This window comes from Bradyrhizobium sp. MOS001, assembly GCF_004634465.1.
Lineage (GTDB): Bacteria > Pseudomonadota > Alphaproteobacteria > Rhizobiales > Xanthobacteraceae > Bradyrhizobium > Bradyrhizobium barranii.
Genome location: NZ_SPVJ01000026.1, coordinates 34,378 through 56,242 on the forward strand (window position 1 = coordinate 34,378; position 21,865 = coordinate 56,242).

20 protein-coding genes are annotated in these 21,865 nt (G+C 65.1%); 4 read left to right on the forward strand and 16 right to left on the reverse strand.

What is annotated here, in order from left to right; genetic code table 11:
* Nucleotides 1–14 precede the first annotated feature (14 nt).
* Nucleotides 15–206 carry a hypothetical protein gene (locus tag CT676_RS26775; protein WP_014494760.1) on the forward strand — a complete coding sequence of 64 codons (192 nt, stop codon included), beginning with the start codon at nt 15–17 and terminating at the stop codon, nt 204–206.
* On the opposite strand, the gene CT676_RS26780 is transcribed toward CT676_RS26775, so the two are convergent.
* The 3 genes from CT676_RS26780 to dmeF all read right to left on the reverse strand — a co-directional run bounded on the left by CT676_RS26780 (nt 203) and on the right by dmeF (nt 3,045).
* Nucleotides 203–1,081 carry a DMT family transporter gene (locus tag CT676_RS26780; RefSeq protein ID WP_135215702.1) on the reverse strand — a complete coding sequence of 293 codons (879 nt, stop codon included), beginning with the start codon at nt 1,079–1,081 and terminating at the stop codon, nt 203–205. The two genes, CT676_RS26775 and CT676_RS26780, sit on opposite strands and share 4 nt — an antisense overlap.
* Before the next feature lie 81 nt (nt 1,082–1,162).
* Nucleotides 1,163–1,996 carry an N-acyl homoserine lactonase family protein gene (locus CT676_RS26785; RefSeq protein WP_135215703.1) on the reverse strand — a complete coding sequence of 278 codons (834 nt, stop codon included), beginning with the start codon at nt 1,994–1,996 and terminating at the stop codon, nt 1,163–1,165.
* Between the two features lie 86 nt (nt 1,997–2,082).
* Complete coding sequence (gene dmeF, locus CT676_RS26790) at nt 2,083–3,045, reverse strand: CDF family Co(II)/Ni(II) efflux transporter DmeF (protein WP_135215704.1); 963 nt, start codon at nt 3,043–3,045, stop codon at nt 2,083–2,085.
* Between the two features lie 194 nt (nt 3,046–3,239).
* Between dmeF and CT676_RS26795 the strand changes: the two genes are divergently transcribed.
* Nucleotides 3,240–4,058 carry a chromate resistance protein ChrB domain-containing protein gene (locus tag CT676_RS26795; RefSeq protein WP_135215705.1) on the forward strand — a complete coding sequence of 273 codons (819 nt, stop codon included), beginning with the start codon at nt 3,240–3,242 and terminating at the stop codon, nt 4,056–4,058.
* Nucleotides 4,058–5,443 (forward strand): chromate efflux transporter, encoded by a 1,386-nt coding sequence (chrA, locus tag CT676_RS26800; protein ID WP_135215739.1) that lies wholly within the window; start codon nt 4,058–4,060, stop codon nt 5,441–5,443. Before CT676_RS26795 ends, chrA begins: the two co-directional genes overlap by 1 nt.
* Here the strand turns inward: chrA and CT676_RS26805 are convergent.
* The gene (locus tag CT676_RS26805) at nt 5,440–7,065 is read right to left on the reverse strand and encodes a hypothetical protein (RefSeq protein ID WP_135215706.1); all 1,626 of its coding nucleotides are present in this window, start codon (nt 7,063–7,065) and stop codon (nt 5,440–5,442) included. The two genes, chrA and CT676_RS26805, sit on opposite strands and share 4 nt — an antisense overlap.
* A gap of 208 nt (nt 7,066–7,273) precedes the next feature.
* On the opposite strand from CT676_RS26805, the gene CT676_RS26810 reads away from it, so the two are divergent.
* Entirely contained in the window at nt 7,274–8,152 is an 879-nt protein-coding gene (locus tag CT676_RS26810; RefSeq protein WP_244623276.1) for an outer membrane beta-barrel protein, read from the forward strand.
* Nucleotides 8,153–8,154: 2 nt separating this feature from the next.
* On the opposite strand, the gene CT676_RS26815 is transcribed toward CT676_RS26810, so the two are convergent.
* The 12 genes from CT676_RS26815 to CT676_RS26870 form a co-directional block, all read right to left on the reverse strand.
* Complete coding sequence (locus CT676_RS26815) at nt 8,155–9,699, reverse strand: GMC family oxidoreductase N-terminal domain-containing protein (protein WP_135215707.1); 1,545 nt, start codon at nt 9,697–9,699, stop codon at nt 8,155–8,157.
* A gap of 4 nt (nt 9,700–9,703) precedes the next feature.
* Nucleotides 9,704–11,254 (reverse strand): ABC transporter substrate-binding protein, encoded by a 1,551-nt coding sequence (locus tag CT676_RS26820; RefSeq protein WP_135215708.1) that lies wholly within the window; start codon nt 11,252–11,254, stop codon nt 9,704–9,706.
* 295 nt (nt 11,255–11,549) lie between these two features.
* Nucleotides 11,550–13,808, reverse strand: coding sequence for a DNA topoisomerase IV subunit A (gene parC, locus CT676_RS26825; RefSeq protein WP_135215709.1), 2,259 nt, complete (start codon nt 13,806–13,808; stop codon nt 11,550–11,552).
* 60 nt (nt 13,809–13,868) lie between these two features.
* Entirely contained in the window at nt 13,869–14,147 is a 279-nt protein-coding gene (locus tag CT676_RS26830; RefSeq protein WP_135215710.1) for a hypothetical protein, read from the reverse strand.
* A gap of 105 nt (nt 14,148–14,252) precedes the next feature.
* A complete protein-coding gene (gene recO / locus CT676_RS26835; RefSeq protein ID WP_063982836.1) occupies nt 14,253–15,005 on the reverse strand; it encodes a DNA repair protein RecO in 753 nt (250 codons plus the stop codon).
* 140 nt (nt 15,006–15,145) lie between these two features.
* On the reverse strand, nt 15,146–15,526 hold the full coding sequence (locus CT676_RS26840) for a hypothetical protein (RefSeq protein WP_135215711.1): 381 nt from the start codon (nt 15,524–15,526) through the stop codon (nt 15,146–15,148).
* Nucleotides 15,527–15,547: 21 nt separating this feature from the next.
* Nucleotides 15,548–16,474 carry a GTPase Era gene (gene era / locus CT676_RS26845; RefSeq protein ID WP_085399877.1) on the reverse strand — a complete coding sequence of 309 codons (927 nt, stop codon included), beginning with the start codon at nt 16,472–16,474 and terminating at the stop codon, nt 15,548–15,550.
* Nucleotides 16,464–17,330 (reverse strand): ribonuclease III, encoded by an 867-nt coding sequence (gene rnc / locus CT676_RS26850; RefSeq protein ID WP_135215712.1) that lies wholly within the window; start codon nt 17,328–17,330, stop codon nt 16,464–16,466. Before rnc ends, era begins: the two co-directional genes overlap by 11 nt.
* Nucleotides 17,327–18,091, reverse strand: coding sequence for a signal peptidase I (lepB, locus tag CT676_RS26855; RefSeq protein WP_014494746.1), 765 nt, complete (start codon nt 18,089–18,091; stop codon nt 17,327–17,329). Before lepB ends, rnc begins: the two co-directional genes overlap by 4 nt.
* A gap of 217 nt (nt 18,092–18,308) precedes the next feature.
* Nucleotides 18,309–18,761 (reverse strand): holo-ACP synthase, encoded by a 453-nt coding sequence (gene acpS, locus CT676_RS26860; RefSeq protein WP_135215713.1) that lies wholly within the window; start codon nt 18,759–18,761, stop codon nt 18,309–18,311.
* Nucleotides 18,758–19,510, reverse strand: a complete 753-nt coding sequence (locus tag CT676_RS26865; protein ID WP_135215714.1) for a pyridoxine 5'-phosphate synthase — start codon at nt 19,508–19,510, stop codon at nt 18,758–18,760. Before CT676_RS26865 ends, acpS begins: the two co-directional genes overlap by 4 nt.
* 45 nt (nt 19,511–19,555) lie before the next feature.
* Nucleotides 19,556–21,841, reverse strand: a complete 2,286-nt coding sequence (locus CT676_RS26870; RefSeq protein ID WP_071913178.1) for a bifunctional (p)ppGpp synthetase/guanosine-3',5'-bis(diphosphate) 3'-pyrophosphohydrolase — start codon at nt 21,839–21,841, stop codon at nt 19,556–19,558.
* Nucleotides 21,842–21,865: the final 24 nt, after the last annotated feature.

Genomic DNA, 21,865 nt, shown 5'->3' on the forward strand with positions numbered 1-21,865 from the left:
CGCACAAGCGGGCCATGAGCGAAGACAACAGCCCGCCCCGCACCTTCAAAGGCCTGCTGCGCTGGGCAACCACGCCGCCACAGGCCTGGGGCGTCTATCTCCTCGCCATCATCCTGGTGTGGCTGCTCTCGTTCTACGCCGGCACGCTCAAGCCGAAGAAAACGCCGGACGCCAGCCCGCCCCCGGTCACGGCACCGCGCAGCTAGGCCGGCTTCGCCTGGCTGGTCGCGATCCAGATGCCGGCGAACACAGCAACCAGCCCGATCAGAAGGTTTGCGGTGATCGGCTCGCCGACGAGCAGCGCCGCCAGCAAGGTCGCGGCAATCGGATTGACAGTCATGGTATTGGCGACGCGGGTCGGCGTCGCCCGCGCCAGCGCCATCACCCAGAGGATGAAGGCGAGCGCGCCGCCGCCGATGCCGAGATAGATGCCGGCAATCCACTGCCCCGTCGTGAAGTGATCGAGCGCCGCAAAGCTGCCCTTCACGAACCCCGCCAGCACCAGCAGGGCGGCGCCCGCGCCCATACCGACGGTGAGAAAGCCAAGCGCGCTGGAGCGCTGCATCAGCGGGCGCGACAGCACGTTGTAGAACGCCATGCAGAACACGGCACCGGTCATGATCAGTTCGCCGCGCCAGGCGCCGGGCGGGCTCTGGGCGAGCCCCGCGGCCAGCGCGGCTGCCACACCGAGCACGGCGATGCCGACGCCGATAATCTTGCGCGCCGTCAGCCGCTCGACGCCGAGGATCGCACCGACGACCATGGTGTGGAGCGGCAGCGTCGCCAGCGCGAGACTGGCGCGCGCGGCGGTCGTGTAGGACACCGCGATATTGTAGAGGATGAAGAACAGGCCGAAGAAGCAGATGCCGAGCAGGGCCACCGCCGGCCAGTCGGGCCGCTGCGGCCAGCGCACGCCAAGCAGCAGCGCGCAAGGCAACAGGCAGAGAAAGCCGATCCCCCAGCGCAGGATCGCCAGCAGAACCGGATCGGCGCCGCCGACGAGATAGCGGGTGATCGCCGCGGCGGTGCCGCCGAGGCTGCTGGACGCCAGCGCGATCGCAACCCCGGCCCACTCTCCCACGATCATCTCCTGTCGCGGAGCTTTCCTGGGCCGTAGCACGCTGCTGCTGCCAGCGTCATGGCAGCAGCCTCGGCGCAAACGTTAGTCGTAAAACTCAGGCGCCATCTTCTGGCTGTCGCGCTGGGCCTTGTCGTGGTTGATCCAGAGCTGCGCCTTCTCCTTGACGAGCGTGTCGGCGATCTTCTGCATCGACGCCGCGCTCTGGTCCTTGTTGGCGTTCATGCTGGGGACGCGGCGGTTGTCCCAATTGTCCTTGAAGTGGACGGCGTCGCCCGACAGCACCACCGCGCCGGTTTTCGGCAGTTTCACCAGCAGCGACTGGTGTCCCGGCGTGTGGCCGGGCGTCGACAGGATGGTCACGCTGCCGTCGCCGAACACGTCCTTATCCCCCGCGAGCAACTCGACCGGATGCGAGGGCTTGAAGCGCGGCTCGTTGTTGGCGCCGGGCCAGTCATATTCGGCCTTCTGCACGTAGAGCGTGGCCTGCGGGAACAGCTCGACATTGCCGGTGTGATCAGGATGCGTATGCGACACCGCCATCGCCTTGACGTCATCCGGCTTGAGGCCGAGCTGTTCGAGCTGGGCGGCCAACGTCTTCGGCCGGCGCCAGGTGACGGCCTTGGGATCGGCGGGGACAAGGCCATTCGGCATGGCGGCGACGGCATCGGCGATGCCTGTGTCCCACAGGAACCAGCCCTTGCTGCTGTGCTTGATGAGATAGCAGCTGTCGACGAAATCCATCGCCTTGCCCTCGTTCAGGCCGGGCGTCCAGCGCGAGATGTCCCCGGCGGTGCCCTCCCCGCAATTGAGGACGTAGAGCTTTTCGACGCCCGATTTCTCTGACTGCGCAACGGCCGCGTGGCCGGACAGAGCCAGCGCGGCGACGGCGAGAGCAAACTTCATCCTGGGCATCATCCTTGGTCCCTCTTGCAGAGCCGTGTATGGCTGCGACCGAGGATCAACCCCGGCCGCGCCGCCGAATTCCGTTTCGGCAGATCACATCAATGCGGGCAGGTCTCGACCTCGACCGTGACGTGGCTCAGGCCCTTCAGCCCAGCGAGCCGCTTCTTATAGACGGCCGGCTGCTTCGGCTTGTCCGACACCAACGAGACCAGCACGGCGCAATGGCCGGGGCCGACCTGCCAGAGATGCAAGTCGGTGACGCGGTCCTCGCCGACTTCCATCCGCGCGCGGATGGTGCGTTCGAGCTTCTCGTCGGCGCGCACGTCGAGCAGCACCGCGCCGGATGACTTGACCAGGCCGAACGCCCAGCTCGCGATCACGGCGCTGCCGATCAGGCCGACGGCCGGATCGGCCCAGACCCATCCCGAATACATCGCGACCACCAGCGCTGCGATCGCCAGCACCGAGGTCGCCGCATCGGCCATGACGTGGACATAGGCCGCACGAAGATTGTTGTCGTGATGATGGTGGTGATGACCGTGATCGTCGTGATCATCATGCGCATGCCCATGGCCGTGGTCATGGCCGTGATGATGGTGATCATGGCTGTCGCGCAGCAGCCACGCGCTGGCGAGGTTGACGCAGAGGCCGAGGGCGGCGACCGCGATGGCCTCGCCATAGACGATCGGCACCGGCGTGAACAGCCGCAGCACGCTCTCATAGGCGATCTCGACCGCGATCAGGCCCAGGATGATCGCGCTGGAGAAGGCCGCGAGGTCGCCGAACTTGCCCGTGCCGAAGGTGAAATGCGCATTCCCCAGGTGCCGGCGCGCGAAACGGTAGGCGAAAGCAGCAATGCCAAGCGCGGCCGCATGCGTGCCCATGTGCCAGCCGTCGGCCAAAAGCGCCATCGAGCCGAACAGCGAGCCGGCAACGATCTCGCCGACCATCATGACCAGGGTCAGGACGACCACGAGCCAGGTGCGCCGCTCGTTCTCATCGTGCTTCTCGCCCAGAAAGACGTGGTCATGGGTCCATTGCTCGGTCGAATGGGAATGCATCGAAAAGTCTCCGAAAGGTCCGGTCCGTTGACCCGCAATATAGACCTGCGGAATGTCCGGGCAAAATCAAGTCAACGAGCCGATTGACAGCCCGGGGCGGTTTCGTTGTAATGACGCTCATGGGGACTGAGCGATCTCCCCACGAGGCGACAAGCCCAAGTATCGCGTCCCGTTTGTTTCTACGAGGGCGCATCATGTCTTCCTACACAACGATATCATCTGACAAATTGGCACGGCTGATCGGCACGGCGAACGCCCCTGCCCTGATTGACGTGCGCACGGACGAGGATTTTGCCGCAGACCCGCGACTGATCCCCGGCTCGATCAAGTTCAGCCACAGCAACGTTCCGGACTGGGGCGGCGAATTCTCCGGCCGTTCCGCCATCGTCGCCTGCCTGCGCGGCGAAAAGCTCGCACAGGGCACGGCCGCCTGGCTGCGCCAGCTCGGCGTGCAGGCCGAGACGCTGGAAGGCGGTTTCGAGGGCTGGAAGAACGCAAAGCTGCCGCTGGTCGATGCTGCAAAACTGCCGCCGCGCGACGCCAAGGGCCGCACCGTCTGGGTGACGCGGGCCCGGCCGAAGGTCGACCGCATCGCCTGCCCCTGGTTGATCCGCCGCTTCGTCGATCCCAACGCGGTGTTCCTGTTCGTCGCGCCCTCTGAAGTGGTCGCCGTGGGCGAGCGTTTCAACGCGGCGCCGTTCGACATCGAGAACGTGTTCTGGAGTCACCGCGGCGAGCTCTGCACCTTCGACGTGATGATCGAGGAGTTCGGGATCGCAACACCGCCCCTGCTGCGGCTCGCCACGCTGGTCCGTGGCGCCGACACCGCGCGGCCCGACCTCGCGCCGGAAGCCCCCGGCCTGCTCGCGGCCTCGCTCGGGCTGTCGCGAATGTACGACGACGATCTTGAACAGCTCGAAGCCGGCATGACGCTCTACGACGCCTTCTACCGCTGGTGCCGCGACGCGACGGCCGAGACCCACAACTGGCCGACCAACAAGGTGAAGGCGTGATGGACACCCGCGCCAATCAAACGGGAGCTGATGCCGGTCACGGCATCAGCTTCAGTGAAGCCTTCCGAGTCTGGCTTCGCGTCGCCTGCCTGAGCTTTGGCGGGCCCGCGGGCCAGATCGCGGTCATGCATCGCATCCTGGTCGAGGAGAAGAACTGGATCTCCGAAGGCCGATTCCTGCATGCGCTGAACTACTGCATGCTCTTGCCGGGACCGGAGGCGCAGCAGCTGGCCACCTATGTCGGCTGGCTGATGCATCGCACCGCCGGCGGCCTGATGGCGGGCGGGCTCTTCATCCTGCCCGGCATCATCGCCATCATGGGCCTCAGCTACATCTACGCGGCTTTCGGCAATGTCAGCTTCGTCGAGGCGCTGTTCTTCGGGCTGAAGGCGGCCGTGCTGACCATCGTCCTCGAAGCCGTGGTGCGCGTCGGCAAGCGCGCGCTGAAGAACCGCATCATGATTGCACTCGCCGCAATCGCCTTCGTCGCGATCTTCTTCTTCGCGGTCCCCTTCCCGATCATCATCATCGCCGCCGGCGTGATCGGATATGTCGGCGCGCGGGCCGGCCGTCCGGAGTTTGCCCCGGCGGCTCACGGTCCCGGCGGCAGCACCGCGGTGATCGACAGCATGCTCGGCGAAGCCGTTCCCGAGCATGTGCGCCCCAACACCGCGCGCGCGATCCGCGTCGGTGCGCTCTGGCTCGCGCTCTGGCTGGTGCCGGTGATTGCGTTGCTTTTGATCCTCGGGCAGGCCAGCATGTTCAGCCAGATCGCGCTGTTCTTCTCGAAGATGGCGCTGGTCACGTTCGGCGGCGCTTATGCCGTGCTGGCCTATGTGGCCCAGCAGGCGGTCGAGCATTATCACTGGCTGAAGCCGCACGAGATGCTCGACGGTCTCGGCATGGCCGAGACCACGCCGGGTCCGCTGATCATGGTGCTTCAGTTCGTCGGCTTCATGGCCGCCTATCGCGATCCAAGCGGCCTGTCGCCGATGCTTGCAGCGACGCTCGGCGGATTGCTGGCGACCTGGGTCACGTTCACCCCCTGCTTCCTCTGGATCTTCGTCGGCGCCCCCTACATCGAGCGCCTGCGCGGCAATACGGGCCTCGCCGGCGCACTCGGCGCGATCACCGCCGCCGTCGTCGGCGTGATCCTCAACCTCTCGATCTGGTTCGCGCTGCACACGCTGTTCCGCGAGACCGTTCCGGTGCACGCTTTCCCGTTCGCATTCGACAGGCCGGTGCTGACGAGCGTTGACGTCCCGGCGCTGCTGCTGTCGATCGCGGCCGCGACCGCGATCTTCCGCTTCAAGCTCGGCATGCTCACCGTGCTCGCCGGCAGCTGCGCCGCGGGCGTGGTGCTAAGGCTGGTGGGCCTGATCTAGGCCGCGGCAGCCGCACGACCGGGGTCGAACTCTCCGTCGCGCGGCTCGAGCAGGCGCGACGGTTGCTCCGCGCCCGGCTGCGCCGAGGGACGCTGCGCGGCATCGCAGGTGCCGCGCCACTGCTCGATCAGATCGAGATTCGAATTGGTGCGGAGCGAGTCCTCCAGCGCCGGCATCGCGCTGGCGCCATCGGCCCCCTGCAAAATCCGATCGAACTCCTCGGACCTTCCCTGGAGTCGCGCCTGCCACGAAGCCCACAGCAGCGAGCTCGCCGTGCGGATACCGTGCGTGCGTAGCTTTTCGCGTGCGCTGCCTCCTTCCTTCGGCTTGGGCTGCGGCCCAAGCTGCGTGTAGAGGATGGCCTGGTCGGTCCAGTCGATGATCCGCTCCGGCGGAAGGCGCGTGTTGAGCAGGAGCTCGACGATGTCGGCAGTCGCCATATTCGGGACGTTCTCGATGTCCTCCTCCTCGAGCCTGACCTCGTGCCAGACGGTGAGACCATCGAGATCGCTGATCGGCAATTGCGAGACCATGCTCGGCAAGATGAGGCCCGCCGCCTTCTTGAACATCTGCTCCACGACCTGCCAGAGCACGCGCGGGAATACGCCGAAGACGAAGCCGGCGAGCAGAAGCAGATGGTCGTTCGCGCTAGACACAGCCGTGAAGGTCCAGATCCCGATGACGGCCAGAATGATGCGCAGCGACACCGCGACATAGGCGCTGCCACCGAGATCCTCCAGGACGTAGCGGCGAAACAGCATCTGGAGCGAGAAGAAATAGGCGCCGAGGAACGCGAGCTGGACCGGCGTGCCCGACGGCGTCAGTGCCTGCACGCCCGGACTCACGGTGAAGACAACGTCGGCCTGATACGGCGGCAGCGTGACAAACCAGCCGAGCGAAATCAGCACCGTGGCGAGCAAGACCGGGACCGTCGCAGTCGAGAGTGTCGTCACGCCGCCGGTATCCGCCCTTGAATATTTGCCGAGACGGCCGCTCAGCACATCCGCATAGACGTTCGGCGCAAGCTCGCCATAGATGGCTTCGAACTTCTGAAGATACCCCTGAACGCGACGTCCCCGGATCGCCGCATCCTCGTTCCGCACCTGGCGCAACAGCCCCAGACGATCGAGATTGACCAGGTATTCGTTCAGCAGGCTCGCCTTGCGCGTTCCGACGAAGAGATACCACATTGCGCCGGGCAGCAGGCACACCACGGCCGAGAACACGCCGCGCAGCACCGTGTACTGGTAGAATTTGCCGAGCGAGGCAACAATGGCCACGATCGACACCAGCACTAGCATGAAGAATATGAAGAGCCCCGCACGTGTGGACGCCTTGCTCTCTCTCAGCCATCGCTGCCCGATCGGCATCAGCAAGATCGTCGGGATGACGACAGCGGCGAACACCACGATCGGGATGATCACCTGGCGTGAGTCCCAGATGAAATTGCGGAGCGGCTCCACGCTGAGGACCACGATGAAAACGCCGCCAAGAAATGGAATCACCTCGAAGAACGATTCCAGCCGTTTGGCGAATCCGGATGCGGGCGCCGGAGCTTCAGAATCTGCAAGGTCCGCCTGAGCCGACTCGTCGGCGGGCACGGGTTTTGGAGTGTCGCTCATTGCCAGACCTCCCTTCATTGCGGGAACGGCGTCTGAAAATGCGAACCGCCAGCGCTTATCGGGCATGGCGTAATTTGAGCCGAACTCCGGCCATGGTGCTGGGTCAGCCAGCGCTGTCGAATGCTAGCACGACCCCGCTGTGACCGCTGTGAAGTGGTTCACCTTCGATGGCACCAGGTAAAATCAGCATCGACGTCAACGAGCCGTCATGCTCGCCGCGTGCATCGGATCCGAGCGTGACATTTGCGCCACGGCTCTACCCCAAATTGTGCACATCATGCGAATTGCACTTTCCCGAGCAGCGGCATTTCTGGCAGACAGTGCCAAGTTGTCGCAGGCGGGAATGGGGACTGACATCGGGCGTTTCGCGGTCGCTTGGGTGGGCGGGCTTTTGGCATTGGGATTTTCCAGCGCGGCCTTGGCGGCTGATCTGGCGGTGGAGGCACCTCCCCTCGCGCCCATCCCCTTCACCTGGACCGGTTGCTACGTCGGCGCACACGTCGGCGGTGTCGTCAGCGACGACCGGACCACCAACTCGCTTGGAAACTCTGTCTCCTTCAGTTCAACAGGCTTCGTTGGGGGCGGACAGGTCGGCTGCGACTATCAATTTGCGACCAGATGGGTCGTGGGTGCCGAAGGCCGTGCGGCCTGGAGCAGCCTCCGCAACTCGCACGCCGGCACCGTCAGAAACCTCGTGACCGGCGTCGTCGTCCCCAGCCAGTTCACGATGAGCAACGACTTCCTGGCCTCGGCCACCGCGCGGCTCGGCTACGCGTTCGCTGATCGCTGGCTGGTGTTCGTCCGGGGCGGCGGCGCCTGGACGCGTGAAAAGCTTGACGATGCCTTCACGCCCGCTGGTGGCGTCCCCGTCAATCCCAGCGGAGCCAGCACCCGAACCGGCTGGACCGCCGGCACCGGCGTCGACTGGGCGTTCGCTCCGCATTGGTCCGCGGTTTTCGAGTACGACTATTACGACTTCGGCGACCACAGCGCGTTGCTGAGCAATGGGGCCGGCACGACCGTCAACATCTTCAGCCTGAAGGATCGCATTCACGCCGTGACGGCAGGCGTGAACTATCACTTCTAGCGCTACCGCATCATCATCCGCGCAATCGCCTCGCCGATCACCACCGTCGTGAAGTGGGTGTTGGCGCGGCAGTCGGACGGCATGATCGAGGCGTCGGCCACGCGCAGGCCGCTTATGCCTTTCACCGTACCATCAGGGTTGACCACGCCGTCAGCGTCGTTAACGCCGCTCATGCGGCAACTGCCGGCGGCATGCTGGATGTCTCCGGTCTCACGGCGCAGCAGCGCATCGAGTTCGTGATCCGGCAACGCCGCAGCTTGCGGAAGCGTCAGATCGGTGTCGGTCAGCCTGATCCAGTCGGCAATACCTGAAAGCGCCGGCTGGGAGGTGATCACGGCCAGTCGTTTCACCGCGTCCATCATGCGCAGCATGTCGCGGGGATCGGCGAGCATGTTCTCCTCGACGATGGGATCGATCGCCGGATCGGTCGAAGCCAGCTTGAGCGTGCCGCGCGAATAGGCGTTGAACAGGCCGGCGCCGATCGCTCCGGGCACGCCGATGCCGCGGTGGTTGAACGCGATCAGGATCATGTCGCGCTTGCCGCCATCGGCGAGGCCGGAGGAATAGGTCACGCAGCAATTGGTGTGGCGGGTGTCCGGATCGGTCGGCCGCAGGTTTTCGTGGAGCTGGATCGTCGCGCGAAACAGCGGGTGGTCGAAGAAGTGGCGGCCGACCGGCAGATCGCGCTCGACCGCAATCCCCATCGCATTCAGCTCATCCGCCGGTCCGATGCCCGAACGCAGCAGGATCGCCGGACTGTGGATGGCGCCGGCGCAGAGCACGATCTGGCGCGCGCTGATCTCGTGGCTGCCCTGCCCTTCGATGTGAACCCGAAGGCCGGTCGCCCGGCCGTCGCTGATCAGCACGCGATCGACCAGCGCGTGCCCGCGAATCTCGAGATTGGCCCGGCCGCGCGCCGGCTCGAGATATCCCTCGTTGGTCGTGATGCGGCGGCTGTCGCGGCTGTTGATGGGATAGCAGGCGACGCCCTCGCCATCAGGACCGTTGAGGTCGGCGCACCAGGGATAGCCGCTCGCCAGCGCCGCATCGCGCAGGCCGCGATCGATCGGGCCCCACTTCTCGGGCGGAGCGCGATAGACCGGCAGCGGTCCGCCGCGTCCATGGCCGGGGGCGTCACCAAATTCCAAATCATCCTCGATCACCGAGAACAGCGGCATCACGTCCTTGGCCGACCAGCCGGTGCAGCCACCGGCGGCCCATTCGTCGAACGCGTCGGCGACGCCGCGGATGGCAATCTGGCCGTTCATCATCGATGAGCCGCCAAGCCCCTTGCCGCGCCAGTAGAAGCGCGGCTCCTGCCCAGCCACCCGGCGCGTCAAAAGATCGGGCCATTGCCATTTCTCCTGGTACTCGCGCCTGTGGATGATCGGGATCGGATTGGGCGTCATCACCTCCCAGGGCGCCTCGTCGGCGCGCCAGTCCAGCCCCGCCTCGAGCAGCAGGACACGCCGTGCGGGATCCTCGGAAAGCCGTGCCGCAACAGCGGCGCCGGCGGAGCCGCCGCCGACAACAATGACATCGTACATCGCGTTACTTCTCAACGTTCCAGAACACCGGGATGGCGGACGGTATCAGACCACGCAGCGTGGCGCGATAGGCCGCCGGCTGCGCGAACTGGCCCCACGGGATCGCGGGCGCCTGATCGTACATGACGCTCTGAATCTCGCCGGCGATCTTCTTGCGATCCTCCTCGGCAGGCGCCTTGGCGAAGGCCTCCATCAAGGGTGTGATGCGCGCATCGCATTGCCAGCCGGTGAAGTCGGCGCAGTTGAAGGCGACCATGACGTTGGTCAGCGGCGAGCCCAGATCAAAACCGCCGGCGTGGACGCCATAGACGCTCCAGCCCTCCTTCTTGGCGCGGCGCGCCAGCACGCTCGCCCAGTCCATCACCTGGAGATCGACGTTGAACCCGGCCTGCTTCAGCCGCTCAGCTAGCACCTGCGCCGAGACGCGCGGGGCTTCGAGGTCGTTGGCTTCCATGACGACAACGGGCTCGCCGGCATATTTGGTCGCCTTCAACGCGGCTTTCGCCGCTTCAATCGACGTCTTCACGGCCGCTTCCGTGCCCGCCTTGCTCTCATAGGTGGTGCCGCAGGTGAAGAACGTCGCGCAGGGAGCGGCGTATTTGGCATCGAGCCCGAGTGCATCCAGCACCTCGCGCTGGTCGACCAGCTTCCACAGCACGCGGCGAATTTCCGGATCATCAAACGGCTTCGATGCGGCGTTGAGACGATAGGCGCCGGCGAACATGTTGCCGCCGGTGAAATTGACCAGCTTGACGCGGGAATTCTTTTCCAGCTGCGGCAACAGATCGAACGGCGCATATTGCATGAAGTCGACCTCGCCCGCCTGCAGCGCGGACGCGGCGGTCGCACCATCCGGGATGACACGGATCTCGAGCGTGTCGATGCCGACGCGCTTGCCGCCGGCGAGGAAATCGGCGGGCTCGGGGCGCGGCACATAGTCGGCGAATTTCTTCAGGATCATGCGATCGCCGGTGCGGTGATCGCCCTTGCTGTAGACGAACGGGCCGGAGCCGATGATCTCCGTGATGCGCTGGTCGCCGGGTGTTTTCGCGATGCGCTCGGGCATCATGAAGGCGACGGGGCTGACGGGATTGCCGAGCGCATCGATCACGAGGCCGGACGGCTCCTTCAGCGTCAGCACGAAGGTTTTCGCATCCGTCGGCTCGAGCGAGGCCGTGATCGCGAAGATGCGACGGCCGAGCGCGCTGCGGGTGCCCCAGCGGCGCAGCGACGCCACGCAGTCGGCCGCCGTGACCGGCTGGCCGTCATGCCATTTCAGGCCATCGCGCAGCGTGAACGTATAGGTCAATCCGTCGGATGAGACTTTCCAGTCCTGCACCATCTGCGGCTTGATGTCGCCCTTGGAGTCTTTCGCAAAGAGCGTGTCGAACACCATGTAGCCAAACGTGCGCGAAATGTAGGCCGTGGAAAAATGCGGATCGAGCGTGACGATCTCCGCCTCGAGCACTGCAACGAGATTGCCCGCCGCATGCGCGGGCGCCGCGACCAGCGCGAACCCGAACAGCGCGGGGATGAAAGCCTTCAGTTTGAACATTGTGCCTTTTGCTTCTTCTTGAGAGTTCATTTGCAGGCAAAGAAAAAGCAATGTTCGTGCCCGATCAACGCAGGCACTCATGCGCTCACGCCTATCTGCCACGCGTTTGCGCCACACTCGCTGTCATCGCCCGCGACGGCGGGCGATCCAGTATTCCAGAGAGGGGCGTGATGAAACCGAGAAGCCGCGGCGTATTGGATGCCCCGGTCAAGCCGGGGCACGACATCTGTGTTGTGGCGTCCCGGCTCTGCGCAGCAGCGTTTCACGCTGCAGCGCGTCCGGGACACGAGCCTGCTTACCCGATCACCTTGCCGAACTTGTTCGACTTCGGGAAACCCTTCGGCGGCATGCGGCCGGCATCCGCACGGGTACCTTGCCACTCAGCGAGCTCCTTCATGGTCGCGGAGAATTCGCGGCCGGCGGAGTCCTTCCAGGTCAGGCCCGCCTTGGCCTCGAACACGGCGACATCGGACAAGCCGCCGTCCTTGTACTTCTGCAGGCGCACGCCGCGACCGCGGGCCATCTCCGGCACCTGGTCGAGCGGGAAGATCAGCATCTTGCGGTTCTCGCCGATGACCGCGACTGTGTCCCCGATCACCTCGGTGACCGTGCGCGCCTCGTTCGGCATGTCGACGTTGAGGACCTGCTTGCCCTTCTTGGTCGTGCCGACGCAATCGTCTTCGTTGACGACGAAGCCCTGGCCCTCGTGGCTCGCGACCAGGAATTTACGCCCGCCCTTGTTGACGAACAGCGCAACGGGAGCGGCCTCCTGCTCGAGGTCGATGAACAGACGGATCGGCTCCCCGTGACCGCGACCGCCCGGAAGCTTTGCGACATCGAGCGAGTAGAATTTGCCGTTGGTGGCGAACAGCAGCAGCTTCGAGGTCGTCTCCGCAAAGAAGGCAAAACCGAGCTTGTCGTCCTGCTTGAAGGCCAGCCCCGAGAGATCCTCGACATGGCCCTTCATGGTGCGGATCCAGCCCTTGTCGGAGACCACGACCGTCACCGGCTCGCGCTCGACGAGGGCTTCTTCCATTGCGGCGAGGTCGTGCTCGGGCGCATCCGCAAAGGTGGTGCGACGCTTGCCGAGGGGCGTCTTCGGTCCAAACATGTCGCGGACCTTGCCGACCTGCTCGCCGACCTTCTTCCACTGCTCCGGCTCCGAGGCGAGCACCGCGTTGATGCCCTTGAGCTCGGCGCGGAGGTTCTTGTCCTCGGTGCGGATCTCCATTTCCTCGAGCTTGCGCAAGCTGCGCAGGCGCATGTTGAGGATGGCTTCGGCCTGCACCTCGGTGAGCTTGAACGCCTTGATCAGCGCCGGCTTCGGCTCGTCCACGGTGCGGATGATCCTGATCACCTCATCGAGGTTCAAGTACGCGATCAACAAACCGCCCAGAACTTCGAGCCGGTGCTCGATCTGCGTCTTGCGGAAGTTGGTCCGGCGGATCAGGACGTCGCGCAGATGGTCGAGCCATTCGCGCAAGCACTCCGCGAGCCCCACGACCTTGGGGATGCGGCCCTTGATCAGCACGTTGAGGTTCAGCGGAATCTTGTTTTCGAGCTCGGTCAGCCGGAACAACGATTCCATCATCAGGGCGGGATCGACGTTCTTCGACTTCGGCTCGATCACGATGCGGACGTCTTCGGCCGACTCGTCCCTGATGTCGCCGACCAGCGGCAGCTTCTTCTGGTCCAGCAGCTCGGCGACCTTCTCGATCAGGCGCGACTTCTGCACCAGGAAGGGGATCTCGGTGACGACGACGACCCAGGTGCCGCGCGTACCCTCTTCCTGCTCCCATCGAGCGCGAACACGGAACGAGCCGCGACCGGTCGCATAGGCTTCAGCGATCGCCTGCTTGGAATCGACGCAGATGCCGCCGGTCGGGAAATCCGGGCCCTTCACCCACTTCAGCAACGCCTTGGATTTCGCGTCGGGCTTCTCGATCAGGTGCAGCGCGGCGTCGCAGAGCTCGGCCGCGTTGTGCGGCGGGATCGAGGTCGCCATGCCGACCGCGATGCCTTGCGCGCCGTTGGCAAGCAGGTTCGGAAAGCCGCCGGGCAGCACGACCGGCTCTTTCGACTGGCCGTCGTAGTTGGGCCGGAACTCGACGCCGTCCTCGTCGATGCCCTCGAGCAGAAGCCGCGCGACGTCGGTCATGCGCGCTTCGGTGTAGCGATAAGCAGCCGGGTTATCGCCGTCGATATTGCCAAAATTGCCTTGGCCGTCGACCAGCGGGTAGCGCGAGGAGAAATCCTGCGCGAGGCGTACCATGGCGTCGTAGATCGCCTGGTCGCCATGCGGATGGAACGAGCCCATCACGTCGCCGACGATCTTGGCGGATTTCTTGAACGCCGTGCCGGGGTCGAGCCGGAGCAAGCGCATGCCGTAGAGGATGCGCCGGTGCACCGGCTTCAGACCGTCGCGCGCATCCGGCAGCGCACGGTGCATGATGGTGGAGAGCGCATAGGCGAGATAGCGCTCTTCCAGCGCCTCACGCAGCGGCACCTCGTGAATTTCGGCCGGTTCCTCCGGCGGAATCAATCGTTTTCCCATGCCGCCCGGTTAAACCGTGGAAGCGAATCGGGCAAGGATCGATTGGTTCCCTCTGGGCGGCTATTGCCCTGCCCAGCCGGCGGTCACTGGCTGCTGGGTCTTGGCTTGCGCGGTGACCGGCGCATTGGTCAGGCAACGCCGGGCGACCTCGATTTCGGCCTCCGTTGCCCCCTTGGACCGCGCCCAACTCTCTGCGGCCGCAGCGGAATATTTCGCCACGTAATACCGGATCACGGTGCAGGATGCCCGGCGAAAGACACCCGGTTGCGGCTCGCCAGCCGCGGCGTCAGGCGCGAACGCAAGCAACGCCGCCGACACGGCGAATCCCTTGATCAACATTTTTTGGCTGTCCCCGTTGTGGAACCCTGCGAGGGCCAATTCAGCCAGGGGGATTTCGTTCCGGGGAAATATCATGCCCGCGGGCAAGGCAGAGGCGCCCTCAGGTCATGGCGCCGGAATAGCCGCCTTCGCCTGCTGCCGCGTCAGCGCATTGATGAAGCCGGCGCGCGCGTCGGAATGGCCCTGGCCGCGGGGCTCCAGCACATGGCGCAGCAGGAACAGGCCGGTGAGCCGGAAGCCGTCCTGGAGATCCTGGTCGGTGAGGTCGCTCGCGGCCTCGCCACGACGCAGGAACGGCGGCAGGCGCAACAGCCGGTCGCGCCACGGTTCGCCGGCCCCGCGCGACACCGCGCCGCCGGATTTCGGCGAAACATAGATCAGGTCCGTGGTCTCGCCGGTCACCGCGCAGTTTTCCAGCGCGAGCCCGAATCCGAGCTCGGCGAGCATCGCCAGCTCGAAATGGATGAGGTGCACAGCGGCACTGCCGATATCGTCGAAATCATCGAGCGAGTGTTCGAGCATCGCAAAGATGTCTTCGTGCGGATCGCGCTCCGGCAGCAGCCGCGCAATCGAGGCGAGATGGGTGACGCCATAGACGCCGTGGGAGGATCCCAGCAGCGTCGCCGCGCGCAGCTTGAGGCCCTCAATCGCATAGGTGCCGAGATGCTCGTCGAGCCGCGCCCGCCACACCACACCGACGCTGTTGCCGGGCTGCAAGAGCGGCCGCATCCGCGAACCGGCGCCACCGCGCACGAGGCCGAGATGCCGGCCGTGCGCACGCGTCAGCAGCTCGACGATGGCGCTGCTCTCGCCATGCCGCCGCACGCCCAGCACGATGCCTTCGTCGGTCCATTCCATGGAACGGAGCTTATCGCATTTCAGGTGAGTGTAGGACGGGCAAAGCGAAGCGTGCCCACCAATTTGATCCGCAGCGCGATTATGGTGGGCACGGCGCGCAAGGGCGCGCCTTTGCCCACCCTACGGCATCGCGCAAGACGTTAGGCGTTGAACCAGCCCTGGGCGTCGCCGCTGAACGAGAAATACAGCCCCATCGCGGTCAGCACGCAGGAGACGATCTCGATGACGCTGTCGAGCTCCAGGCCCTTCTCGCCGATGATCTGGCCGAGCGAGATCACGGACAGTACGAGGGCCGCCGCCAGCACCCAGCGCGGCCAGTTCTTGCGCCAACGCGCAGCCAACCAGACGAAATAGACCAGCAGCAGGATCATGCCGCCGGCGAGCAGGGTCGCCATCATGATCATCGGCTCGGTCATCTCGGCACTGGGCGTGCGGTCCTGCACCGCGACCGACAGGGCATCCAGCATCAATGACGCATAGAGCAGCGCTTCGAAGCGCCGGACGTTGCTGGGTACGCTCATCGGTGACCGATCTTTTCTTGGTTATTCTTTGGGAAATTCCAGGCCCATCTCGCGATAGCGATCGGGATCGTCGCCCCAGTTTTCGCGCACCTTGACGAACAGGAACAGGTGCACCGGCACGCCCAGGATCTCGCCGATCTCCTTGCGCGAGTCCGCGCCGATCGACTTGATGGTGGCGCCGCCTGCGCCCAGCACGATCTTGCGCTGGCTCTCGCGCTCGACGAAGATCGTCTGCTCGATGCGCACCGACTTGTCCTTGCGCTCTTCCCACTTGTCGGTCTCGACCGTGGATTGGTAGGGCAATTCCTGGTGCAGCTTGCGATAGATCTTCTCGCGCGTGATCTCGGCCGCAAGCTGCCGCATCGGCGCGTCCGACATCTGGTCTTCGGGGTAGAGGAACGGGCCCGGCGGCACGATTTCGGCCAGCGTATGCCTGAGGTCGTCGACGCCGTCGCCCGAGATCGCCGCGATCATGAAGGTCTTTGCAAAGGCCATGCGCTCGTTGGCGGCCTGCGCGAGCGCCAGCAGCTTCTCGCGCTGGACCAGATCGACCTTGTTGATGACCAGGATCTTCTCGTGCTTGACGCTGGCGACCTTGGTGAGGATCGCCTCGGCCTCTTCATCAATCCCGGCCTTGGCGTCGAGCAGCACGCAGACGAGGTCGGCGTCGTGGGCCCCGCTCCAGGCCGTCGAGACCATGGCACGGTCGAGCCTGCGCTTGGGCAGGAAGATGCCGGGCGTGTCGACCAGGATGATCTGCGCGTTGTCCTCGATGACGATGCCGCGGATCAGCGCGCGCGTGGTCTGCACCTTGCGCGAGACGATCGTGACCTTGGCCCCGACCAGCGCATTGACCAGTGTGGATTTTCCGACATTCGGCGCGCCGATCAGCGCAACGAAGCCGCAGCGCGTTGCGGAGGGCGCTTCGCCGCTTGCTTCAGCCGTCATTGCCGCCGCCAACACCTTCACGTTCGATCATCACTGAGGCCGCCACCTTCTCCGCTGCACGCTTGCTGCCACCGATGCCTTCGGCCGACGCCAATCCCGGCAGATCCACCGCGACGCGGAACTGCGGATCGTGATGCGGGCCGGTGCGCTCGACCTCGCGGTAGACAGGCGTCGGCAGCCCCTTCCCCTGCGCCCATTCCTGCAGCACGGTCTTGGGATCGCGCAAGGGACGCCGCGGCTTGTGCATCCGTTCGGTCCAGTTGCGCCTGACGAATTCCGCCGCCGCCGCGTAGCCACCGTCGAGGAAGACGGCGCCGATCACGGCCTCGCAGATGTCGCCGAGCACGCTCTTGCGCAGGCGGGCATCGGCGCTCGGCCCGACCGAACCGAGCTTGACGTCGTCGAGCAGACCGAGCGACTTGGCAACGTCGGCGCAGCTCTCCTTGCGCACCAGTTCGGCAAGTCGCTTGGACAGCTCGCCCTCATCAGCATTCGGGAAGGCGTGATAGAGCATGTCGGAGACGACGAGCCCCAGCACATGGTCGCCCAGGAATTCCAGCCGCTGATAGCTGTCGCCGCGCTTGCGCCCCGACTTCAGCGCCGAGACATGCGTGATCGCCTGCATCAGCAGATTCGGATCGGCAAAGCTGTGGCCGATGCGCGCCTCGAGCGCCGCGTTCGCATCCGAGGCCTTGGCCTTGCTGCTCCGCACCCGCTTCTTCTTTGCAGGCGTCTTGCTTTCAGGTCTCTTGGCTTCAGGCGTCTTGGTCGCAAGCGTCTTGGTCGCAGCTTCGCCGTCGGCGCCCGCCGCGGGCTCGGTCGATTGGATCGGGATGTCCTTGGCTTCGTCTTTCATCGGACGATTTTGAAGAAACGGTTCCAGCGCACCGCCCAAGGCCAGCGCCAGAACATCCAGGCATGTTCGCCTTCGGCGATGGAGAAGAAGATCATCTGGGCGCGGCCGATCAAATTCTCCTGCGGCACGTAGCCGACCTGGCCGAGGAAACGGCTGTCGGTGGAGTTGTCACGGTTGTCGCCCATCATGAAGAAATGGCCCGGCGGCACGTTGTAGACGTTGGTGTTGTCCATGTAGCCGTTGTCGGCGCAGTCCAGCGTCTCATAGGACACGCCGTTCGGCAGCGTTTCCTTCCAGCGCTTCACCCGCGAGATGCCCCCGCCCTCGGAGCCGCAAGGATCCTCGCCGACAAATTCGCTCATGCGCTGCCGCTCGACCGGAGTGTCGTTGATGTAGAGCAGCCCATCCTTCATCTGGATGCGGTCGCCGGGAAGGCCGATGACGCGCTTGATGTAATCGGTGGAGTCGTCCTTCGGCAGGCGGAACACGACGATGTCGCCGCGGTTCGGGTCCGAGCCCCAGATCCGCCCCGAGAACAGCGGCGGCGAGAACGGGATCGAGTAGTGGCTATAACCGTAGGAATATTTCGAGACGAACAGATAGTCGCCGACCAGCAGCGTCGCCTTCATCGAACCGGACGGGATGTTGAACGGCTGGAACAGGAACGTGCGGATCACGAGCGCGATCAGGAGAGCATGGATCACGACGCGGATCGTTTCGCCGACGCCGCTTTCAGTTTTCGTTCCCGAAGTCACGCTCATTGCTCTCTCAATTCCGGCCGGCGGTCACAGAGCGCCCTCCTTCCGCGAACAGCCCATCGCTTCGCGGCCCAAGGAGATTGTCCTGATTCTGATAATGAGGGCCAATTCCGGCGTAAAGCCGAATTCGCCCAGGCTGATTTGCGTCCGCGGACTTTTAGACGGTTGTCAGGGGCCACGCAATCAAGGATCGCATCAAAACTGAATAAGACATTGATTCTTAATGAGAATTATAAAAACAGCCCGCTGCCGGTCTGGGCTTGGCCAGCGGCACGGCGGAAATGATGACGAAGGCCTGCGCCAGCGGCCAGTCGTCGGTGATCGACAGGTCGATTTTCGCCTCGAACCCCTCGGGCGTCAGGGCCTGGAGCCGGGCCAGCGCCCCGCCCGTCAACTGCATGGTCGGTCGCCCTCCCGGCAAGTTGACCACCCCCATGTCGCGCCACCAGACACCGTTCCGGATGCCGGTGCCGAGCGCCTTCGAGCAGGCCTCCTTGGCCGCGAAGCGCTTGGCGTAGGTTGCAACCACCATCTTCTCGCTCTTGGCGCGCCGCTCCGCCTTGGCCCGCTCGGCCGCGGTGAAGATGCGGTCGAGGAAACGCTCGCCATGGCGCTCGATCACCTTGCCGACGCGGGTGATGTCGATCAGGTCGGAGCCGATGCCGATGATCATGCCCGGCTCCGGCCGCGGTCCATCGCCGCGCGCATGCTGCGCACCGTCTCGGCGAGCCCGACGAACAGCGCCTCGCCGATCATGTAGTAGCCGATGTTGAGCTCCATGATCTCCGGCAGCGCCGCGATCGTCTCCGCCGTCGCGTAGTCGAGCCCGTGGCCGGCATGGATTTCGAGCCCGGCTTGCTTCGCCAGCTTCACCCCCGCCACGATCCGCTTCCACTCCGCCTCGGCCTTGTCGGTATGACCGTCGACGACGGCGTCGCACCAGGCGCCGGTGTGGATCTCGATCACGGGCGCCTTCAGCCGCGCCGCCATCTCGATCTGCGCGGGATCGGCGGCGATGAACAGCGAGACCCGGATGCCCGCATCGTTCAGCCGTGCGATGTAGGGCGCGAGCGCATTGTGCTGGCCGACCACGTCGAGGCCGCCTTCGGTCGTCACCTCCTGGCGGCGCTCCGGCACGAGGCACACCGCGTGCGGCTTGGTCGCGAGCGAGATCCGCATCATGTCGTCGGTCGCCGCCATCTCGAAATTGAGCGGCTTGGAGATCTCGGCCTTCAGCCGCGCCATGTCCTCGTCGCGGATGTGGCGGCGATCCTCGCGCAAGTGAGCGGTGATGCCGTCGGCGCCGGCCTCGATCGCCAGCAGCGCGGCACGCACCGGATCGGGATGGCGGCCGCCGCGCGCGTTACGCACGGTTGCGACGTGGTCGATATTGACGCCGAGGCGGAGCGGAGAAGCGGACATTTCAGGACTCACGAAATCAGGGAGACGGACGCATGCGAGAGGCGTCTATCCATTAACACGTTCGACACGGGCCACGACTGCCTTGGCGCGCAACTGGGCGAGGATCGCGCTCAGATGCTTGAGATCGTAGACCTCGAGGTCGATCGTCGTCTCGGTGAAGTCGGGCGAGCGGCGCTGCATGCTGATGTTGTCGATGTTACCGTCGTGCTCGGCGATCACGGTCGCGATCTGTGCCAGCGCGCCGGGCTCGTTGACGTTCTCGACCTTGATGCGGGCCGGGAAGCGCTGCGGCGCGGAATCCTCGATGTCCCAGCGCACGTCGAGCCAGCGCTCCGGCTCCTCCTCGAAATCCTTCAGGGCCGGCGCCTGGATCGGGTAGATCGTGATCCCCTCGCCCGGCGTGACGATGCCGACGATGCGGTCCCCGGGCACGGCGCCGCCGTTCGGCGCGAACTTCACCGGCAGGTCGGAATTGATGCCGCGGATCGGGATCGCGACCGGGCTGCGCGGCGGCTCCGACGACTTCTCCCTGAGCTTGGCGGCGAGCCCCTTCTTGACGCCGTAGCGCGCGATGCGCTCCTCCTTGTAGTCGGGATACATCGCACGCGCGACGTGGGAGGCCTTGATCTCGCCGCGGCCGACCGCCGCCATGACGTCCTCGATCGAGGTGCGCGCCAGCCGCGGCAGCGCGCCCTTGAGCTTGTCGTCGGCGTATTCGATCTTGGCGCGCTCGAACAGGCGCTCGACGATGCGCCGGCCGAGACCGACATATTGGTCGCGCACCGCCGTCCTGGTGGCGCGGCGGATCGCGGCGCGCGCCTTGCCGGTGACCGCGAGCGTTTCCCAGGCCGAGGGCGGCGCCGCTTGCGCCTCCGAGGTCAGCACCTCGACCTCGTCGCCATTCTGGAGCTCCGAGGACAGCGGCGCGAACTGGCCGTTGATCTTGCAGCCGACGGCGCTGTTGCCGACGTCGGTGTGCACGGCATAGGCGAAGTCGATCACATTGGCATGGCGCGGCAGCGCGATCAGCTTGCCCTTCGGGGTGAAGCAGAACACCTGGTCGTGGAACAGCTCGAGCTTGGTGTGCTCGAGGAATTCCTCGGGGTTGGCGCTCTCCGAGAGGATGCCGATGGTGTGGCGCAACCAGGCGAACGCATTGGACTCGCGCTTGAGAAACTCGGTCGGCGAGCCCACGTCTTCCTTGTAGAACACGTGTGCGGCGATGCCGCGCTCGGCGATCTGGTCCATTGCCTCGGTACGGATCTGGAGCTCGACGCGCTGGTTGCCGGGGCCGATCACCGTGGTGTGGATCGAGCGGTAGTCGTTCTGCTTCGGCGTCGAGATGTAGTCCTTGAACCGCCCGGGCACGACCGGCCAGTTGGTGTGGACGATGCCGAGCGCGCGATAGCAGGCTTCGATGTCGTTGACGACGAGGCGGAAGCCGAAGATGTCGGACAATTGCTCGAAGCCGACCGACTTGCGTTCCATCTTGGTCCAGATCGAGAACGGCTTCTTGCGGCGGCCATAGACCCGCGCGCCCAGCCCCCGGTGGCGCAGATTGTTGGAGAGCTGGTCCTCGATCTCGCCGATCAGGTTGCGGTTGCGCTCGGCGAGCGCGTCGAGCCGCTGCATCACCACCGAATAGGCTTCTGGATCGAGGGTGCGGAAGGACAAATCCTCCAGCTCCTCGCGCATTTCCTGCATGCCCATGCGGCCGGCCAGCGGCGCATAGATGTCGAGCGTCTCCTCGGCGATGCGCCGTCGCGACTCCGGCGGCACGAAGTCCAGCGTACGCATGTTGTGCAGGCGGTCGGCGAGCTTGACCAGCAGAACGCGGACATCATCGGCAATGGCCAGCAACAATTTGCGCAGGTTCTCGGCCTGCTTGGCCTCGCGCGACACCAGCTCCAGCCGCTTCAGCTTGGTCAGCCCCTCGACCAGCGCGCCGATCTCGGGCCCGAAGATCTGGTCGATCTCGGCACGCGTCGCCTCGGTGTCCTCGATCGTGTCGTGCAGCAGGGCGGCCACGATGGTGGCATCGTCGAGCTTCAGATCGGTGAGAATCGCCGCCACTTCGAGCGGGTGCGAGAAATACGGATCGCCCGAGGCACGTGTCTGCGAGCCGTGCGCCTTCATGGCGTAGACATAGGCGCGGTTCAGCAGGTCTTCGTTGGTATTGGGATTGTAGGACCTGACGCGCTCGACGAGGTCATATTGACGCATCATGCGCGCGCGAGGCTTGGCCGGGCGCCCCACCGGCGCAGTCGGGGCCACGGCAACCGATTCGGTTGCGGCCAGCATCTGCGTTTGTCTCCGGCGCCGATACACCATGCCATCCTGCCTTCAAACGGACCA

Bases quoted from the DNA above. Each gene is read 5' to 3' on its own strand.
- CT676_RS26865 (WP_135215714.1), bottom strand. From the start codon at position 19,510: ATGTCCGCTTCTCCGCTCCGCCTCGGCGTCAATATCGACCACGTCGCA.
- lepB (WP_014494746.1), bottom strand. From the start codon at position 18,091: ATGAGCGTGACTTCGGGAACGAAAACTGAAAGCGGCGTCGGCGAAACG.
- CT676_RS26815 (WP_135215707.1), bottom strand. From the start codon at position 9,699: ATGTACGATGTCATTGTTGTCGGCGGCGGCTCCGCCGGCGCCGCTGTT.
- parC (WP_135215709.1), bottom strand. From the start codon at position 13,808: ATGGGAAAACGATTGATTCCGCCGGAGGAACCGGCCGAAATTCACGAG.
- chrA (WP_135215739.1), top strand. From the start codon at position 4,058: ATGGACACCCGCGCCAATCAAACGGGAGCTGATGCCGGTCACGGCATC.
- CT676_RS26830 (WP_135215710.1), bottom strand. From the start codon at position 14,147: ATGTTGATCAAGGGATTCGCCGTGTCGGCGGCGTTGCTTGCGTTCGCG.
- CT676_RS26810 (WP_244623276.1), top strand. From the start codon at position 7,274: ATGCTCGCCGCGTGCATCGGATCCGAGCGTGACATTTGCGCCACGGCT.
- CT676_RS26775 (WP_014494760.1), top strand. From the start codon at position 15: ATGAGCGAAGACAACAGCCCGCCCCGCACCTTCAAAGGCCTGCTGCGC.
- rnc (WP_135215712.1), bottom strand. From the start codon at position 17,330: ATGAAAGACGAAGCCAAGGACATCCCGATCCAATCGACCGAGCCCGCG.
- CT676_RS26785 (WP_135215703.1), bottom strand. From the start codon at position 1,996: ATGATGCCCAGGATGAAGTTTGCTCTCGCCGTCGCCGCGCTGGCTCTG.
- CT676_RS26870 (WP_071913178.1), bottom strand. From the start codon at position 21,841: ATGGTGTATCGGCGCCGGAGACAAACGCAGATGCTGGCCGCAACCGAA.
- CT676_RS26840 (WP_135215711.1), bottom strand. From the start codon at position 15,526: ATGAGCGTACCCAGCAACGTCCGGCGCTTCGAAGCGCTGCTCTATGCG.
- dmeF (WP_135215704.1), bottom strand. From the start codon at position 3,045: ATGCATTCCCATTCGACCGAGCAATGGACCCATGACCACGTCTTTCTG.
- CT676_RS26805 (WP_135215706.1), bottom strand. From the start codon at position 7,065: ATGAGCGACACTCCAAAACCCGTGCCCGCCGACGAGTCGGCTCAGGCG.
- acpS (WP_135215713.1), bottom strand. From the start codon at position 18,761: ATGATCATCGGCATCGGCTCCGACCTGATCGACATCACCCGCGTCGGC.
- era (WP_085399877.1), bottom strand. From the start codon at position 16,474: ATGACGGCTGAAGCAAGCGGCGAAGCGCCCTCCGCAACGCGCTGCGGC.
- CT676_RS26820 (WP_135215708.1), bottom strand. From the start codon at position 11,254: ATGTTCAAACTGAAGGCTTTCATCCCCGCGCTGTTCGGGTTCGCGCTG.
- CT676_RS26795 (WP_135215705.1), top strand. From the start codon at position 3,240: ATGTCTTCCTACACAACGATATCATCTGACAAATTGGCACGGCTGATC.
- recO (WP_063982836.1), bottom strand. From the start codon at position 15,005: ATGGAATGGACCGACGAAGGCATCGTGCTGGGCGTGCGGCGGCATGGC.